At 73.3% G+C, this 16932-nt stretch carries 16 protein-coding genes and 1 tRNA gene; 16 read left to right on the top strand and 1 reads right to left on the bottom strand.

The features are described 5' to 3' along the window. Positions 1 to 165: 165 nt before the first annotated feature. The 12 genes from ACGFZP_RS11040 (at position 166) to ACGFZP_RS11095 (ending at position 12090) form a co-directional block, all read left to right on the top strand. Positions 166 to 1377, top strand: coding sequence for a DNA polymerase III subunit delta' (locus tag ACGFZP_RS11040; RefSeq protein ID WP_387949940.1), 1212 nt, complete (start codon positions 166 to 168; stop codon positions 1375 to 1377). 210 nt (positions 1378 to 1587) lie between these two features. After that, positions 1588 to 2754 carry a hypothetical protein gene (locus ACGFZP_RS11045; RefSeq protein ID WP_392930888.1) on the top strand — a complete coding sequence of 389 codons (1167 nt, stop codon included), beginning with the start codon at positions 1588 to 1590 and terminating at the stop codon, positions 2752 to 2754. A gap of 209 nt (positions 2755 to 2963) precedes the next feature. Continuing rightward, positions 2964 to 4550: an alpha/beta hydrolase gene (locus tag ACGFZP_RS11050; RefSeq protein ID WP_392931038.1), complete on the top strand. Its 1587-nt coding sequence runs from the start codon at positions 2964 to 2966 to the stop codon at positions 4548 to 4550. 78 nt (positions 4551 to 4628) lie between these two features. Next, the gene (leuE, locus tag ACGFZP_RS11055) at positions 4629 to 5288 is read left to right on the top strand and encodes a leucine efflux protein LeuE (protein WP_392930890.1); all 660 of its coding nucleotides are present in this window, start codon (positions 4629 to 4631) and stop codon (positions 5286 to 5288) included. A gap of 81 nt (positions 5289 to 5369) precedes the next feature. Then, positions 5370 to 5443, top strand: a tRNA-Thr gene (locus ACGFZP_RS11060). Positions 5444 to 5594: 151 nt separating this feature from the next. Then, a complete protein-coding gene (locus ACGFZP_RS11065) occupies positions 5595 to 6206 on the top strand; it encodes a hypothetical protein (RefSeq protein ID WP_392930892.1) in 612 nt (203 codons plus the stop codon). Between the two features lie 469 nt (positions 6207 to 6675). Next, a complete protein-coding gene (locus ACGFZP_RS11070) occupies positions 6676 to 6942 on the top strand; it encodes a LuxR C-terminal-related transcriptional regulator (RefSeq protein ID WP_392930894.1) in 267 nt (88 codons plus the stop codon). 104 nt (positions 6943 to 7046) lie between these two features. Continuing rightward, positions 7047 to 7901 (top strand): TrmH family RNA methyltransferase, encoded by an 855-nt coding sequence (locus ACGFZP_RS11075; protein ID WP_392930895.1) that lies wholly within the window; start codon positions 7047 to 7049, stop codon positions 7899 to 7901. 123 nt (positions 7902 to 8024) lie between these two features. Further along, positions 8025 to 8987, top strand: coding sequence for an alpha-ketoacid dehydrogenase subunit beta (locus ACGFZP_RS11080; protein WP_392930897.1), 963 nt, complete (start codon positions 8025 to 8027; stop codon positions 8985 to 8987). Then, positions 8984 to 9976, top strand: a complete 993-nt coding sequence (locus ACGFZP_RS11085; RefSeq protein ID WP_392930899.1) for a glycosyltransferase family 2 protein — start codon at positions 8984 to 8986, stop codon at positions 9974 to 9976. Before ACGFZP_RS11080 ends, ACGFZP_RS11085 begins: the two co-directional genes overlap by 4 nt. Further along, a complete protein-coding gene (locus ACGFZP_RS11090) occupies positions 9973 to 11013 on the top strand; it encodes a hypothetical protein (protein WP_392930901.1) in 1041 nt (346 codons plus the stop codon). Before ACGFZP_RS11085 ends, ACGFZP_RS11090 begins: the two co-directional genes overlap by 4 nt. A gap of 72 nt (positions 11014 to 11085) precedes the next feature. Next, the gene (locus ACGFZP_RS11095) at positions 11086 to 12090 is read left to right on the top strand and encodes a glycosyltransferase (protein WP_392930903.1); all 1005 of its coding nucleotides are present in this window, start codon (positions 11086 to 11088) and stop codon (positions 12088 to 12090) included. Here the strand turns inward: ACGFZP_RS11095 and ACGFZP_RS11100 are convergent. Next, positions 12079 to 12954: a glycosyl hydrolase gene (locus tag ACGFZP_RS11100; protein WP_392930905.1), complete on the bottom strand. Its 876-nt coding sequence runs from the start codon at positions 12952 to 12954 to the stop codon at positions 12079 to 12081. The two genes, ACGFZP_RS11095 and ACGFZP_RS11100, sit on opposite strands and share 12 nt — an antisense overlap. 82 nt (positions 12955 to 13036) lie before the next feature. On the opposite strand from ACGFZP_RS11100, the gene ACGFZP_RS11105 reads away from it, so the two are divergent. The 4 genes from ACGFZP_RS11105 to ACGFZP_RS11120 all read left to right on the top strand — a co-directional run bounded on the left by ACGFZP_RS11105 (position 13037) and on the right by ACGFZP_RS11120 (position 16931). Further along, positions 13037 to 14119 (top strand): GDSL-type esterase/lipase family protein, encoded by a 1083-nt coding sequence (locus ACGFZP_RS11105; RefSeq protein ID WP_392930907.1) that lies wholly within the window; start codon positions 13037 to 13039, stop codon positions 14117 to 14119. A 165-nt stretch (positions 14120 to 14284) separates the two neighbouring features. Further along, positions 14285 to 14965: a class I SAM-dependent methyltransferase gene (locus ACGFZP_RS11110; RefSeq protein ID WP_392930909.1), complete on the top strand. Its 681-nt coding sequence runs from the start codon at positions 14285 to 14287 to the stop codon at positions 14963 to 14965. Then, entirely contained in the window at positions 14962 to 15690 is a 729-nt protein-coding gene (locus tag ACGFZP_RS11115) for an FkbM family methyltransferase (RefSeq protein WP_392930911.1), read from the top strand. Before ACGFZP_RS11110 ends, ACGFZP_RS11115 begins: the two co-directional genes overlap by 4 nt. Further along, positions 15687 to 16931, top strand: coding sequence for a class I SAM-dependent methyltransferase (locus ACGFZP_RS11120; protein ID WP_392930913.1), 1245 nt, complete (start codon positions 15687 to 15689; stop codon positions 16929 to 16931). The genes ACGFZP_RS11115 and ACGFZP_RS11120 overlap by 4 nt, the downstream gene beginning before the upstream one ends. Position 16932 lies beyond the last annotated feature (1 nt).

Raw genomic sequence — 16932 nt, forward strand, 5'->3', positions numbered from 1 at the left:
CGCCGGTGGCACCCGCGCCGCCCGGATCGGGACGGCCCGAACGGGGGCGGTCCGCACCGCGGCGGCCCCTGCCGGGGCGGTCCGCGTCCCGGCGGTCCGTAGCGTGCGTAATCCGTACCGTGGCAGTCCGTACCGTGGCAGTCCGTACCGAGCTTGGGAGCAGCAGTGGCCGTCTGGGACGACCTGGTGGGCCAGGACCGGGTGGTCGAGCAGCTGACCGCCGCCGCCCGGGCGGCCGGGGCGACGGCCGCCGCCGGGCGCGGCGCCGGCCCGGAGCCGGGCGGCAACGCCTCGCTGATGACGCACGCCTGGCTGTTCACCGGCCCGCCCGGAGCAGGCCAGACCACCGCCGCCCGCGCCTTCGCGGCCGCCCTCCAGTGCACCAGCCCGGACCTCGCGCTCGGCGGGACGCCCGGCTGCGGGTTCTGCGACGGCTGCCACACGGTGCTGGCGGGCAGCCACGCGGACGTGAAGTACGTGCGCACCGACGGCCTCTCCATCGGCGTCGGCGACATGCGCGAGCTGGTCATGCGCGCCTCCAGCTACCCGACCGGCGGACGCTGGTCGGTGATCCTGGTCGACGCCGCCCACCGGCTCACCGAGTCCGCCGCCAACGCCCTGCTCAAGGGGGTCGAGGAGCCGTCGCCGCGCACCGTCTGGCTGCTCTGCGCGCCCTCCGTGCAAGACGTGCTGCCGACCATCCGCTCGCGCTGCCGCCTGCTGGTGCTGCGCACCCCGGCCGCCGAGGCCGTCGCCGACATGCTGGTCCGCCGGGACGGCGTCGAGCCGGAGACGGCCCGGCTGGCCGCGCTCGCCGGACAGGGCGACATCGAGCGCTCCCGCCGGCTGGCCGTCGACGACCAGGCGCGCAGCCGCCGCACCGAGGTGCTGCGGATCCCGCTGGAGGTCGGTGACATCGGCGGCTGCCTGGCCGCCGCGCAGCGCCTGGTCGACACCGCCAAGGCCGACGCCGAGTCGCTCGCCGAGACCCAGGACGCCAAGGAGACCGACGACCTGAAGGCGGCGTACGGCGCCGCCGAGGGCAGCAAGGCGCCGCGCGGCATGGCCGGTGCGGTCAAGGAGCTGGAGAAGCGCCAGAAGAGCCGGGCCACCCGCACCCGTCGGGAGACCCTGGGCGTCGCGCTGCTCGACCTGCTGGGCTTCTACCGCGACGTGCTCGCCCTCCAGCTGGGCTCGACCGGCGCGCTGGCCAACGAGGACCAGCGGCAGGCCCTGAACCGGGTCGCCCAGGCGGGCCCGCCGGAGGGCACCCTGCGGCGGATCGAGGCGGTGCTCGCCTGCCGCCGGGCCCTGGACCGCAACGTCGACCCGCTGCTCGCCGTCGAGGCGATGACGGTGGCGCTGCGGGCGGGCTGAGCCCCGTCGGGTAGGGCTTCCCGTCCTACCCGGTTGTCCCACCTTCGAGTGAACGGGCGGTACGCGCCGGGCACACCCGCGTGTGACCGCCGGGTCGTCCCGCACGCTGGGTGCCGACTGTGCCCCGCCGACTCCCGGGCGCCGGCGCCGTCGCCTCCCCACGGCACCGGGCCCGCCGGCGCCGGCCCTCGTCCCGAGGTGGTGCGTCCCATGGTCCGTTCGCTCCTCGTCGTCCCCCTGCTGGCCGCCGCTGCGGGAGGTGTCTGGCTGGCGCGCGGCGCGCTGCTGCGCTGGCGGGACCTTCGGTCCGCCGCGACCTACGAGCTGGCGGGCGACCAGCGGCCGATGCTGCTGCGGGCGGCCGGGGCGATGGTCTGCGGCGTCTGCGTCACGGCGCTGACCGTGCTGACGGCGCTCGGGACCTTCGGCGGCCTCGGCGGCTCCGGCGGCCGGGTGGACGGCGCCGAGCTCGCGGTGGGCGACGGGCGCGAGGCGCTGCCCGGCGGGGCGCGGCAGGCGGCGCCGCCAGTGGCGGACCCGGTGCCCGCCGCCGCCCCGGCTCCGGCGGCCCCTGCCCCGGCCCCCGCCCCGACGACCCCGGCGGCCGCCCCGGTGGCCAGCCGGTTCGACAGCGTCGGCCACCCGGGCGGCGGCGAGCTGCTGCAGTCCGCCGTACCCGGCCCGGACGGGCACCCGCGCAACGTCCGGGTCTGGCTGCCCGCCCAGTACGCCAAGGACCCGAACGCGCGCTTCCCGGTGGTCGTGATGCACGCCGCCACCCCGCGCAAGACCGCCGACACCGAAGTCCCCGACGTCTTCGAAGGCCTCGGCTCGGCCGCCCAGACCGGCAAGGCCCGCCCGTTCATCCTGGTCGCCCCCGAGGCCCCGAACGGCACCGCGCACCCCTGTGAGCTGGTTGCCGCCGCCCCGCAGGCCGTCGCGGACGACGCCGCGCTGCGGGCCGTCATCGCGGGCGCCTTCCGCACCCTGCCGCCCGGCCCGGCCTCCTGGGGCGCGCTCGGCGTCGAGGACGGCGCGCCCTGCGCCGCGGCGGCCGGCCTGGCCCGTCCGGACCTGTACGGCGCGGCCGCCGCCGTCTCCGGGCGGTACGACACCGCAGCGCTGGCCCAGACCGGGGCCGAGGCCCCCGCGAACGCCGCCCCGCACCTGCTGCTGGCCGCCGCCAAGGCGGACGGCGCCGGGCTGGACGCGGCCCGCAAACTGCAGGCCGCGCTGCGGGCCGGCACCGGCTCGGCGGCCCGGGCCGACGTCCGGATCTCCGACAACGTGCAGGACTACACCCGGGACCGGGAGCGGCTGCGGCTGGTCCGGCAGGCGGCGCAGTACCTCGCCGAGACGCTCGCCAAGGCGTCCTGATCACCGCCGCGGAGGGCACTACGCTTCCCGGGACCCGGGGCGGCAGGGCAGGGCGCCGCCGGGCGCGAGCACCCGAGGGGGAGCAGATGCGGGCAGAGCGGGACGGGCGCGGCGGGGCGGCGCTGACGGCCGTGCTGGTGGCCGCCGGGCTGTTGGCCGGGGGCTGCGGCTCCCCGGCGCCCACGCCGGGATCGGCCTCCTCGGACAGCATGGCGCCCGGGACGCCGCCGCCCGCCGTGCAGGGCTTCGCACCGGGTGCCGGTCCGAGTTCGGGCCCGAGCAGCGGTTTGGGCACCGGCCCGAGTACCGGCTCCGGCGCCGCCCGCCCGGGCGCCGTGCCGCTGGAGCCGTTGCCCGCCGCGGTACCCGCCGCGCTCGCCTCCTACTACGGGCAGCGGCTCGCCTGGCAGCCCTGCGACGACGGCTTCGAGTGCACCGCCTTCAAGGTGCCGTTGGACTACGACCACCCGGCCGACGGCGAGCTCACCCTCGCGGCCGCCCGCGCCCCGGCCGTCCCCGCCGGATCAGGACCGGCCTCCGCCGCCGGGGAGCGGCTCGGCTCGCTGCTGCTCAACCCCGGAGGCCCCGGCGGCTCGGCGATCGAGTACCTGGAGGCCGCCGCCGGGAGCTACGACGCCGGGGTGCGCGCCCGGTACGACCTGGTCGGCGTCGACCCGCGCGGGGTCGGGCGCAGCAGCCCGGTGACCTGTCTGACCGGCGAGCGGATGGACGCGTACACCGCCGCCGACATCACCCCCGACGACCAGGCCGAGACCGACGCCCTGGTGGCCGCCGACCGGGAGTTCGCGGAGGGCTGCCGACAGCGCGCCGGGGCGGTGCTCGGCCACCTCGGAACCGTCGAGGCGGCCCGCGACATGGACGTCCTGCGGGCGCTGCTCGGCGACGAGCGGCTGAACTACGTCGGCAAGTCCTACGGCACCTTCCTCGGTGCCACCTACGCCGGCCTCTTCCCCGGCCGGGTCGGCCGGCTGGTGCTGGACGGCGCGATGGACCCCTCGCTCGACGCGCTCAGCGGCAACCGCACCCAGGCCGGCGGCTTCGAGACCGCCTGGGCGGCCTTCGCCAAGGACTGCGTCAAGCGCGAGGACTGCCCGCTGGGCGGGACCGAGCAGGAGGCGGGGGAGCGGCTCGCCGCGCTGTTCCGGACCATCGACGCGCAGCCGCTGCCCACCACCGACGGCGACCGCCGGCTGACCGAGTCCCAGGCGACCACCGGCGTCATCCAGGCGATGTACGCCGACTTCCTCTGGCCCAGGCTGCGCACCGCGCTGGCCGACGCCCGGGCCGGTGACGGCAGCGGTCTGCTGAAGCTCTCGGACTCGTACTACGAGCGCGGTTCGGACGGCTCGTATCCCAATCTGATGTTCGCCAACATGGCCGTGAACTGCCTCGACCTGCCCGCGCCGTTCACCGGCCCCGAGGCCGTCCGGCAGGCCGTCCCCGACTTCGAGCGGACCTCGCCGCGCTTCGGGCGCGACATGGCCTGGATGGCGCTGACCTGCACGTACTGGCCGGTCAGGGCCACCGGCGCGGCGCGCACCGTCCGGGCCGCCGGGGCCGCGCCGATCGTGGTGATCGGCACCACCCGAGACCCGGCCACCCCGTACGCCTGGGCGCAGTCGCTGGCCGGCCAGCTGGAGTCCGGCCGCCTCCTGACCTACGACGGCGACGGCCACACGGCCTACGGCCGCCACAACGCCTGCGTCGACGGCGCGGTCAACCGCTACCTGCTGGCCGGGGAGGCGCCCGAGCAGGGCAAGCGCTGCAGCAGGTGATTTTCGCTTCAACCATCGACCGGTCCGACGTTACGATGAGCGCCCCGCCACCCCTGCCGCACACCCCCGGAGCGCACCGTGCTCGGAGTCAACGACCTGGCGACGTACGTCCTCGGCGCACTGGTCATCGTCCTTCTCCCCGGCCCCAACTCGCTGTACGTGCTGTCCGTGGCCGCCCGCAAGGGCGTCCGGACCGGCTACACCGCCGCCCTCGGGGTCTTCGTCGGCGACTTCACCCTGATCAGCCTCACCTCGCTGGGCGCCGCCTCGCTGCTGGAGGCCAACCCGGCCGTCTTCGCCGTGGTGAAGTTCGGCGGCGCCGCGTACCTGCTGTGGATCGGCGTCGGCATGCTCCGCGCGGCCCGCCAGCTCTGGCGGGAGCGCCGGAGCGCGGCCGCCGGCCCGGAGGCCGCCACCGCCGAGGCCCCGGAGGACACCGAGCGCCCGTTCCGCCGCGCGCTGGTGATCAGCCTGCTGAACCCCAAGGCGATCCTCTTCCTGCTCTCCTTCTTCACCCAGTTCGTGGACCCGTCCTACGGGCAGCCCGCGCTCTCCTTCGCGCTGCTCGGCGGGGTCCTGCAGACCTTCAGCCTGCTGTACCTGTCGATGCTGATCTTCGCGGGCACCACCCTCGCCACCGCCTTCCGCCGCCGCAAGCGCCTCTCCGCGACCCTCACCAGCGGCGTAGCCGTCCTCTTCGCCGGCTTCGCGGCCAAGCTCGCCGTCTCCTCCGCCTGACCGCCGGGCCCGAAAGCCGGTACGGATCACCGCCGAAACCTGTGTAGACTGGCCGCCGTTGCCAGCACATCCGGCAACGGCGCCGCCTTAGCTCAGTTGGCCAGAGCAACGCACTCGTAATGCGTAGGTCATGGGTTCGAATCCCATAGGCGGCTCTGTGAAAGCCCCAGGACTCACTCGCCGTGACCTGGGGCTTTTGCCTTTCCGGGGCTCGGGCGTGGGGGTCGGGTGGGGGCTCTGGGCAGGCTTCGGGGGTGTGGTCCGGTGGCCGGTCGGACTGTCGGTGCGGGTGGCTAACGTGATCACGTGAGTTCATCCCTGAGTGTGTTTCTCCTCGACCCCAAGGCCGCGCGCGCCCTGGTCGGCTCCCGTGACGACCAGCTGCTGCAGGCGGTCCAGGCCGGCTTCGGCGACGACCTGGCGTCGGACGACAGCTGGTTCTCGTCCGAGATCGCGGACGGCGCCCCCACGGCGTACGAGGCGCTGAGGACGGTGGTGTACGGCGGGCCCTACCCGGAGGACCGGCGGTACGCCTTCCAGTACGGGTACGCCTACAAGCGGCTGTGCTCGCTGACCGGGTCCTTCCTCGACAACTCCTCCTTCAGCCCGTTCCGGGGCGACTGGCTGGAGACGGTCGACGAGGGGCTGCGGGCGCTGCGGATCACCGCCGTCTCGGTGGCGGAGCTCGGCCGCTACGGCGGCATGCCCGACGGCGTCCCCTGCTACGACCTGCCGCGCTGCGGGGAGTGGACGTACGAGCAGTGCCTGGAGGCGCTGGAGCAGTTCGAGCAGACCAAGCGGGACAACCACGCCCCGCCGCTGGAGCCCGAGGTGGTCGAGGCCGTCATGGACGTCCTCGGGTGGCTGCGCCGGGTGCAGGAGCGCCCCGGCTTCGGCGTCGTGGGGTTCGTTTCCTAGGGGCTGACGGGCCTCCGCGCGGGAGGCGGCTCCGGGGGGCCCGGGCGGATGGCATCCGCCCGGGCCCTTCGCGTGCCCGGGGGTCGGCGCCGGGTTTTGCGCTCCTTTGGGTTGCCGCGGGGCGAGGCGGTGCGCCGGGCCGGCCCAAGAGGGGTGAGCCGGACCAATCGGACGGTCCGTCGCGGGCGGGGTCGGCGGGGAGCGGATTTCGACGGGTCGGGCACCCCCTGTTTCTAGGGGGATGGCCCGAGGGCGGCGCCCGGCCTGCATTAGGGGGGTTGGTCCGGGTTGTTGGCGCCGAATCGCGCTTTTAGCCTTCAGAGGTTGGTTGCACGCCTTGATGAGGCCGATCGCAAACCCCAGGGGGCGTCGGTCGTGACCGTCCGAAGCCGGCGGCGAGTGGGAGGGTGGCGGCAACCGGTCGGGAATTCCCCGGGAAACTTCCCCAGCGAACGAAGAAAGGTTCAGTATGGAGACCCGGACCGAACTGTCCGAAATGGAAGCCCGGATCATCGAGAGCATTGCCGCCGGACAGCGGACCGCCGACATCGCCCGGAACATCTATCTCAGCAGGCAGGGCGTCGAGTTCCACGTCAGCAAGATGCTGCAGCGGCTCCGGGTGCCGAACCGTCCGGCGCTGGTCGCCAAGGCGTACTCGATGGGAATCCTCAGCGCCGCGTCCTGGCCGCCGAAGGTGGGCGGCGCCCCGGCCCCGCTGAATGCCGTCGACCGCTGACCGGTTCGCACCGGCCCGGGCCGCAGCGCAGCCGTTGCTAGGATCGCTGCATGTCGGACAGGGATAACCGTGGCGGATCGCGCCACGGGCGAGGTAGGGCGCCGATGGCGTCGAAGGCACCCGCCAGGACCGGCTCGGCCGGCCGGGTTTCGAGCCGCAACGCACAGTTCCAGACGTGGCAGGCACTGCTGACCAACCGGAACAAGCGGCAGCGGCTCGGCCAGTTCCTCATCCACGGGGTCCGGCCCGTCACGCTCGCCGTCGAGTACGGCTGGCCGGTTCAGCAGCTGCTCTACCCGGCGGGTCAGCAGCGGCTGTCCTCCTGGGCGCAGCGGCTCCTGGAGGAGAGCGGGATCCCGGCGACCGCGGTCGATCCGGAGCTGCTGGCCGAGCTCGGCGAGCGGGAGTCCACGGCGCCGGAGCTGATCGCCGTCGGCGGCCTGCCGCGTGACGACCTGGACCGCCTGGCGCCGGGGCCCGACTTCCTCGGGGTCGCCTTCGACCGGCCGACCAACCCCGGCAACATCGGCACCCTGGTCCGCTCGGCGGACGCGTTCGGGGCGGCGGGCCTGATCGTCACCGGCCACGCCGCCGACGTGTACGACCCCAAGTGCGTGCGGGCCAGTACGGGTTCGCTGTTCCGGCTGCCGGTGGTCCGCAGCCAGTCGCCCGCGGAGGTGCTGGAGTGGGTGGAGGCGCAGCGCGAGCGCGGGGTGCCCGTCAAGATCGTCGGCACCGACGAGCACGGCGACACCTCGGTCGCCGACTGCGACCTGACCGGGCCCGTCCTGCTGGTCGTCGGCAACGAGACCGTGGGCATGAGCACCCGGTGGCGCGAGCTCTGCGACGAGGTGGTGTCCATCCCGATCGGTGGTGCGGCCAGCTCGCTCAACGCCGCCTCGGCCGGGACGCTGATGCTCTACGAGGCCGCTCGGCAGCGCGGGTTCCCGGCCGTGTAGCCCCGCCGCGGTGCCGCTGAGGGCGCCGCTGTGCGCCGCCGATTCTGGTGCTTTTACCAGAGATTCCGCAGACCCCCCGGATTAGTGTGCTCAAGGCATAATCCGAAGGATCTGGAGTGATCTATGGCGGTTCTGGGTTACCTGTCGGCGCTGAACCGGGCGCTCCATGAGGAGATGGCGCGGGACTCGACGGTCAGCCTGTTCGGAGAGGACGTCCGAATCGGGCTGACCGGCGTGGCCCAGGGCCTGCTGGATGCCTTCGGGCCCGATCGGGTCGTGGACACCCCGTTGTCGGAACAGGCGTTCACGAGTTTCGCCACGGGCGCGGCGGTGGCCGGACAACGACCCGTCGTGGAGTTCCAGATCCCGTCGCTGCTCTATCTGGTGTTCGAGCAGATCGTCAATCAGGCGCACAAGTTCTCGTTGATGACGGGCGGCCAGGGGAGTGTTCCGGTCACCTATATCGTGCCGAACTCGGGATCGCGGTCCGGAATGGCCGGACAGCACTCCGACCACCCGTACAGCCTGTTCGCGCACACCGGGGTGAAGACGGTCCTCCCGGCCACGCCCTCGGACGCCTACGGCCTGCTGCTGTCGGCGATCCGGGACCCGGACCCGGTGGTGGTCTTCGCGCCCACCAACCTGATGTGGGCGACCGAGGAGGTCCCGGACATCCTGCCGGCCGTCCCGCTGGGCCGGGCCCGGGTGCACCGCGAGGGCACCGATGTCACCGTCGTCGCGACCGGGCACCTCGTCCCGCAGGCCGTCGCCGTCGCCGACCGGCTGGCCGACGAGGTCTCGGTCGAGGTGATCGACCCGCGGACCCTCTACCCGGTCGACTGGGACACCCTGGGCGCCTCCGTGGCGAAGACCGGCCGCCTGGTGGTCATCGACGACTCCAACCGGATGTGCGGGTTCGGCGCGGAGGTCGTCGCCACCGCCGCCGAGGAGTTCGCGCTCACCGCCCCGCCGAAGCGGGTGTCCCGGCCCGACGGGACGGTCATCCCCTACGCGCTCGCGCTCGACCACTCGCTGCTGCCGAACGAGCAGCAGCTCACCGACGCGATCAGGGCGGTGCTGAAGTGACCGCACGCCGCCCCCGGGTCGCCACCGTGACCGTCGGCACCAACGAGCTCAAGTGGCTCGATCGCTGCCTGGGCTCGCTGGCCGCCTGCGACACCACCGGCTTCGACCTCGACATCCACCTCGTCGACAACGCCTCCGCGGACGGCACCGTCGAGCACGTGGAGCGCGCGTACCCGGGCGTGCGGATCACCCGCAACGACCGGAACCTCGGCTTCACCGGCGCCAACAACGTCGGCATCCGGCAGGCGCTCGCCGACGGCGCGGACTACGTCTTCCTGGTCAACCCCGACACCTGGACCCCGGCCGGACTCGTCCGGGAGCTGGTCGAGTTCGCCGAGAAGTGGCCGGACTACGGCGTGCTCGGGCCGATGCAGTACCGCTACGACCCGCAGAGCGAGGAGCTCACCGAGTTCAACGCCTGGACGCAGACCGCGCTCTGGCTCGGCGAGCAGCACACCTTCGCGGGGGACGGCATCGCGCACCCCTCCCCGGCCGGCGGCCCGCAGGGCCGCGCGCCGCGCACCCTGGAGCACGCCTACGTCCAGGGATCGGCGTTCTTCGTCCGGGCCGAGGTGTTCCGCGAGATCGGGCTGTTCGACCAGGCCTTCCACACGTACTACGAGGAGGTCGACCTGTGCCGCCGGGCCCGCTGGGCCGGCTGGCGGGTGGCCCTGCTGCTCGACCTCGGCATCCAGCACCACGGCGGCGGCGGAGTGGCCACCGGCAGCGACTACACGCGGATCAACATGCGCCGCAACCGCTACTACTACCTGCTGACCGATCCCGAGTGGAACCCGCTCAAGACCGCGCGGCTGATGTCCCGCTGGCTGGTGGACGACCTGCGCGGCCGCAGCGTGGGCGGCACCACCACGCCGCTGGCCGGGAGCCGGGAGACCGCCGAGGCCCTGGTCTGGCTGGCCCGCCGGGCGCCGGTGATCCGCGGCCGCCGCGCCGCCTACCGCCGGCTGAGCGCGAGGCCGGCCAGGTGAGCCGGGCACGGATCGCGATCGCGGGCAACCTGCACTGGAACGCCGGGTTCAGCCAGACCGTGGCGGCCTACGTCGCCGCGGCCCCCGCCCTCGACTGCGAGGTCGCGGTGGCGGCCCCGCTGTCCCGGATGGACGCCGAAGTACCCGGGCACCTCCCGCTGGTGGAGGACCTGGGCTGGGCGACCCACCTGGTCTTCATGTTCGAGGCCCGCCAGTTCCTCACCGACGCGCAGCGGGAGCTGGCCGCGTCCTTCCCGCGCAACCGGCGGGCCGTGGTCGACTTCGACGGGCACTGGGACCCGGTCGCCTCGGCGGAGGACGACGGGAGCGGACCGTCGACGGAGAGCTGGCGCGCGCTGTACCGGGAGCTGAGCGACCTGGTGCTGCTGCCGAAGCTCGGCGGCGGACTCCCCGAGGGCGCGGAGTTCTTCAAGTGCTTCGGGCTGCCCGCCGAGGTGCACCGCCCCCCGCTGTCCGGCGACACCGACTACGACCTGCAGTACATCGGCAGCAACTGGTGGCGCTGGGACGCCCTCGCGCAGGTCGTCGAGGCGGCCGCGGGCGCCGATCCGGCGCTGCGGCGGATACGCGTCTGCGGCCGCTGGTGGGACGGCGAGACCTGCCCGGGCCACGAGGCGGCCAGTACGAGCAGGGCGGGCTGGCTGCGCGAACGCGGCGTGGAGATCCATCCTCCGGTGCCCTTCGGCCGGGTCATCGCCGAGATGGGGCGGTCGCTGGTCTCCCCGCTGCTGGTCCGCCCGCTGGTGGCCGAGACCAGGCTGCTCACCCCGCGGATGTTCGAGACGCTCGCCTCCGGCAGCCTGCCGGTGCTCCCCGCCGACGCGGAGTTCCTCGCGCCGCTGTACGGGGTCTGGGCGCAGGACCTGCTGCTCGGTCCGGACCCGGCGGCGACCCTGGGGCGGATCGCCGGCGACCGGCCGCGCTACGCACGGGCGGTGGCCGAGATCCAGGACCGGCTGCGGGTCGAGTACGGCTACCGGCAGGTGCTGGCCGACCTGTTGGCCTTCTTCGAGTGAGGGGCTTCGAGTGAGGAGGCTGCGCGTGGGGCTTCGAGCGGGTCGGCTTCGACGGCGGGGGAGGGCGGCCCGATGAGGATCGCGATGGTCAACGTCCCGCTGCGGCTGCCCGCGGACGAGAGCAAGTGGATCACCGTGCCGCCGCAGGGCTACGGCGGCATCCAGTGGGTGGTGGCGCACCTGGTGTCCGGCCTGCTGGAGCTGGGGCACGAGGTCTTCCTGCTGGGCGCCCCCGGCAGCCCGGACGGCCACCCGGGGCTCACCGTGGTGCCCGCCGCCGAGCCCGCGGACATGCGGTCCTGGCTGCGCACCGCGCGGGTGGACATCGTGCACGACCACAGCGACGGCAAGGTCGGGCCGGTGGCCGGCGCCGGGTTCGTGAGCACGCACCACCTCACCACCCGGCCGGTCCACCGCACCGGCTGCGTCTACCTCTCCCAGGCGCACCGGGCGCACTGCGGGGCCGGCGGGCAGGCCCCGGTGATCCCGATCCCGGTGGATCTGGCGCGGTACCGCACCGAGGTGCCCAAGGAGGACTTCCTGCTGTTCCTGGGCCGGATCTCACCGCACAAGGGCGCACTGGAGGCGGCGGCCTTCGCCCAGGCCGCCGGGGCGCGGCTGCTGTTGGCCGGCCCGTCCTGGGAGCCCGACTACCTGGCCCGCATCATGGCCGACCACGGCGACGCGGTGGAGCTGGTGGGCGAGGTCGGGGGCGCCGAGCGCAGCCGCCTGCTGGCCGCCGCGCGGGCGCTGCTGGTGCTGTCCCAGCCGACGGCCGGCCCGTGGGGCGGGATCTGGAGCGAACCCGGTGCCACCGTGGTGTCGGAGGCCGCGGCCAGCGGCACCCCGGTCGTGGCCACCGCGAACGGCTGCCTGCCGGAGATCGCGCCGCCGGTCGGGGCACTGGTCGGCTACGGGACCGGGTTCGACCCGCGCAAGGCGAAGGCCTGCCTGGAGGGGCTGCCCTCGCCGGCGCGGGTGCGGGCCGAGGCCGGCGCCCGCTGGGACCACGTCAGGATCGCCGAGCGCTACGTCCGGATCTACCGCGAAGTCCTCGCGGGAGCCTCATGGGCGTGACCGGAAGCGCGCCCAGTACTCGTGGGCGACCCCCCAGAGGGTCGCGCCGACGTACACCGGCACCAGCGGCAGGGCGCGGCCCGGTGCCTCCGGTGCGCTCCGGTGGCGGTCCCACTCCTTGCGGAGCCCCGACCAGGTGGACGCCCGGCGGACCTCGGAGCGGCCCTGCCAGTAGGCGCGCCGCATCAGGTAGCGCAGGCTCAGCCGGTCCAGGTCGACGTCGTGGACGACCGCGACCCCGGGCAGCAGCCGCTCCTGCGCGCCGGTCTCCTTCATCAGCCGGATGAAGGAGGTGTCCTCACCGGACTGGAGGTTCCCGCCGGTGCGGCTGAGGGCCAGGTCGAAGTCCAGGCCGTGCGCGGTGGCGAAGGCCGAGTCCACGCCCATGCAGGCGCCCCAGATCTTGATCTCGCCCTGCGGGCGGTGCCAGCCGATGAGGTGGAACTGACCCGACGTCACGAACCAGGGCATCCGGGCGAGTTCCGGCGGACTGACCAGCCGGGTGCCGGTCACCTGTGCGCCGCCGCGGAACGCGGCGCGGACCGCGTCCACCGCGGCCGCGTCGAGGCGCACGTCGTCGTCCACGAACAGCACGTGGTGGTGGGGGCGCTCGGCGAGGACGGTGTTGCGCGAGGCGGACAGCCCGTTGGTGGCGCCCAGCACCCGCATGCTCCCGCCGGCCGCCCGGACCGCCTCCGCGACCTCCTCGGCCTCGTCGCTCTTCGGCCGGTCGAGCAGGACGAAATATTCGTCGCCGGACAGTTGCGAGATATTGTGCCGGAAGTTCTTGGCGACGTTCTCCAGCCGATAGGCGCAGACCGCGACGACCATCGGGCGCGCGGAAGGGTCCTTTTCGTTAGACATGCGGACATCCTAGTGCGCACACTCTAGGGGAAATGCTAGTCCTCCGGCCGTCGTCCCTGGCTAGCCTGAGACCATGCGTTTAATGGCAGATTCCGAACGCGTTGTTCACCCCTCGGACGCGCGGCTCACCTATCGGGGCGCGGTTTCCCTCCAGGAGACCGACGGGGGAATAGCGCCCTGGCGTATTCCGTACCCGGAGCGGCGGCTCTTCTTTCCCGAGGGCGGGATGGGCCGCGCGGCGATGCCCTCCGGCGTCCGGCTGGCCTTCCGCAGCGACACCCGGCTGCTGCGCTGCGCCTACACGGCGCGGCCCGCCCCGGAGATGGTCGGCCCGCCGGAGGTGGGCCGGGTCGACGTGCTGGTCGACGGCGAACCCGTGCACAGCGTGGAGCTGGAGACCGGTACCGGCGGGGGCTCCTTCGAGCTCACCGGGCTGCCGGCGCGGGACAAGCTGATCGAACTCTGGCTGCCCTGCCTGAACCAGTTCGTGCTGCGCGGCATCACGGTCGACGGGGGCGCCGAGGTGGCGCAGGCCGGACCGGCCGGGCCGCGGTGGGTCCACTACGGCTCCTCCGAGTCCCAGGGGCGCGGCGCGCCGTCGCCCAGCCGCAACTGGCCCGCCCTGGTGGCCCGGGCCGAGGGCCTGGACCTCACGTCGCTGGCCATGGGCGCGGGCTGCCATCTGCAGCCGGCCTACGGCACGCTCGTCCGGGACCTGCCGGCCGACCTGATCACCTTCTGGCTCGGCATGAACGCCTACGGGGCCCGCAGCCTCAACGAGCTCAGCTACCGGGCCAACCTGATCGGACTGGTCCGCAGCGCGCGGGAGCGCCACCCCGAGACCCCGCTGGTGGTGATCTCGCACTATTTCTCGCCGGTGCACGACCCCCTGCACGGCCTCGGCTTCTACTCGCTCCGGCAGACCCGGGAGGCCAACGGGGAGGTGGTCGACCTGCTGCGCGAGCACGGCGACCGGAACCTGTACCACCTTGACGGCCTGCGGCTGCTCGGCCCCGACCGGGTCGACCTGCTGATGCCCGAGGAGGCGGAGGACCGGCTCCATCTGACGGCCGAGGGGCACGCGTACATGGCGGAGGCCTTCCGCCGCGAGCTGCACGCCCTGGTGCCCGGACCGGCCCCGGCCGGCCTGCCTGCCGGGAATTGACCGGAGCCACCCCGGAATGAGGCCGGGCGGCCGATCGCCCGGCCTCATTCCGGGGTGGCCGGATATTCTCCGGCCTAATCGACAGTGGGGGAATCCCTAGTCACAGCTCCGACCCGCGCTGTTAGGGTCGGATTTCGAGAATACCGACGGAGTCCGGGGAGCAGGATGAGCAGGGAACGCTATCTGGCCTGGGAATGGGAAACCCCCGAGGAAATGCAGCTGCGGCTGGCCGGGGAACAGGCCAGGGCCGACTACCTTTCCGACCGGGCCTATCGGTCGGACTGGGTCGCCGGGCAGCTCGGGCTGACCGCGGAATCGTCGGTCTTCGAGATCGGCAGCGGCGAGGGCGTGATGGCCGCCGCACTGGCGCCCCGGGTCGGGCGGCTGTGCTGCGCCGACGTCAGCAAGTCCTTCCTGGACATCGCCCGGGAGACCTGCCGGGAGCTGCCCAACGTCGACTACCACCTGATCGAGGACGACTACCTGGAGACCCTGCCGTCGGACTCGTTCGACGCCGGGTACTCACTCAACGTCCTCATCCACCTGGACGCGTACGAGATCCTCCTCTACCTGCGCCAGGTCGCCCGACTGCTCGTCCCGGGTGGGCAGTTCGTCTTCAACTTCCTCGAACTGGGCGAGGTGACCTGGCAGTTCTTCCGCGGTGACCTCGCGCGCTACCGGCACGCGCAGCCCGTCGAGACCAAGGGCATGCTGACCTGGCACCACCGGGAGACCGTCGCCGCGCTGGCGGTCGAGGCCGGGCTCGTCCCCGACCTCGACGGACTGCTCGACGAGGACGGCGTCGTCTACCTGGTCCTGCGGCGCCCGGAGGCCTCCGAGCGATGACGGACGACGGCCCGCAGGTGGACATCCACCACATGAACGACCTGTACGACGCGCTGACCGTGGAGATCATCGAGCGCGTCTGCGGCCCGGAGTCGAGCTGCGTCGACGTCGGCGCCGGCATGGGCGACCTGCTGAAGCACATGGTGCGGGTGGCACCCGCGGGCCGGCACTTCGCGGTGGAGCCGCTGCCCCGCCACGCGGAGCACCTGCGCCGGGAGTTCGCCGGTGTCGAGGTGTGCGAGGCGGCGGCGAGCGCGGACACCGGTTCGGCCGGGTTCGTCCACGTCGCCTCCAACCCCGGTTACAGCGGCCTGCACCGGCGCCCGTACGACCGCGACGACGAGGTCCTGGAAGAGATCAGGGTCGCCACCACCACGCTCGACGAGCTGGTGGGACCGGACGCCCGGATCGACCTGATCAAGATCGACGTGGAGGGCGGCGAGGTCGGGGTGATCCGCGGGGCGAGCGGGATCCTGCGCGGCTCCCGCCCGGTCATCGCCTTCGAACACGGCGGCGACCGGGTCGTGCACGAGTACGGCGTCACGACCGACGACCTGTGGCGGGAGCTGGCCGGACACGGCTACCGGATCTGGACCCTGCCCGGCTTCTTCAACGGGGACCCGGCGCTGGACCGGCCGTCCCTGGACCTGGAACTGCAAACGCACTGGTACTTCGTCGCCGCACACCCGGCGAACGAACCCGGTCGGCGAGGAGAGAACACGTGAGTGCGACGGGCACGGGTGACCTGGTCAAGGGCCACGACAGCTGCCGGGTCTGCGGGAGCGGGCTGGAGACCGTCCTGGACTTCGGCTCCCAGTACCTCCAGGGGTGCTTCGTCAAGCCCGGTGTGTCGAATCCGCCGACGGACCTCTTCCCGATGGAGCTGACCAGGTGCGCCGGCGAGGGCTGCGGCCTCGTCCAGCTCCGGCACACCCTGGCCGGCGAGCTGCTCTACGACGTCTACTGGTACCGCTCGCGGATCAACTCGACGATGCGCGACCACCTCGGGTGGATCGCCGAATCGGCCTCCGGGCTGTGGGGCGGCGCCCCGGGCCGGGTCCTGGACATCGGCTGCAACGACGGCACGCTGCTCAACGGCTTCGCCGGTTCGGAGCGCTGGGGCGTCGACCCGTCCAGCGCGACGGACGACGTCCCCGAGGGCATCAACGTGATCCGGGACTTCTTCCCGAGCGACGCACCGGAGTTCCGGGACGGCGCCTTCGACGTCGTCACCTCCATCGCGATGTTCTACGACGTCGAGGAGCCGGTCGAGTTCGCCCGCCGGGTGGAGCGGCTGCTGGCCCCGGGCGGCGTGTGGGTGCTCGAGGTCGCGCACCTCGCGGAGATGCTCGAGGCCAACGCCTACGACGGCATCTGCCACGAGCACCTGACCTACTACTCGCTCGCCACCCTGCAGCGGGTGCTCGGCGAGGCCGGCCTGACCGTCGTCCGGGCGAGCCTGAACTCCATCAACGGCGGCTCCATCTGCTGCTTCGTCACCCGTGCCGACGAGACCCGCGACCTGGCCGACGGCTCGGTCGAGGCGATCGCCCAGCGGGAGAAGGAGCTCGGCCTCGACGGGCCCGAGCCGTACGAGGCCTTCGCCGGGCGGGTGCGGGCCCACCGGGACGCCGTTCGCGAGCTGCTCCTCGGACTGCGGGAGCAGGGCAGCACCGTGCACGTCTACGGCGCCTCGACCAAGGGCAACACGCTGCTCCAGTTCTGCGGCATCGACCGGACGCTGGTGCCCTACGCGGCCGAGCGCAACCCGGACAAGGTCGGCGCGCGGACCCTGGGCACCGACATCGAGATCCTCAGCGAGGAGGAGTCGCGCAGCGCCAAGCCCGACTACTACCTCGTGCTGCCCTGGCACTTCCGGGACGAGATCCTCGACCGCGAGGCCGCCACCCGGGCCGCCGGGACCAAGATGATCTTCCCGCTGCCCTCGCTCGACATCGTGGGTTAGG

The organism is Kitasatospora sp. NPDC048239 (genome assembly GCF_043202015.1).
GTDB lineage: Bacteria > Actinomycetota > Actinomycetes > Streptomycetales > Streptomycetaceae > Kitasatospora.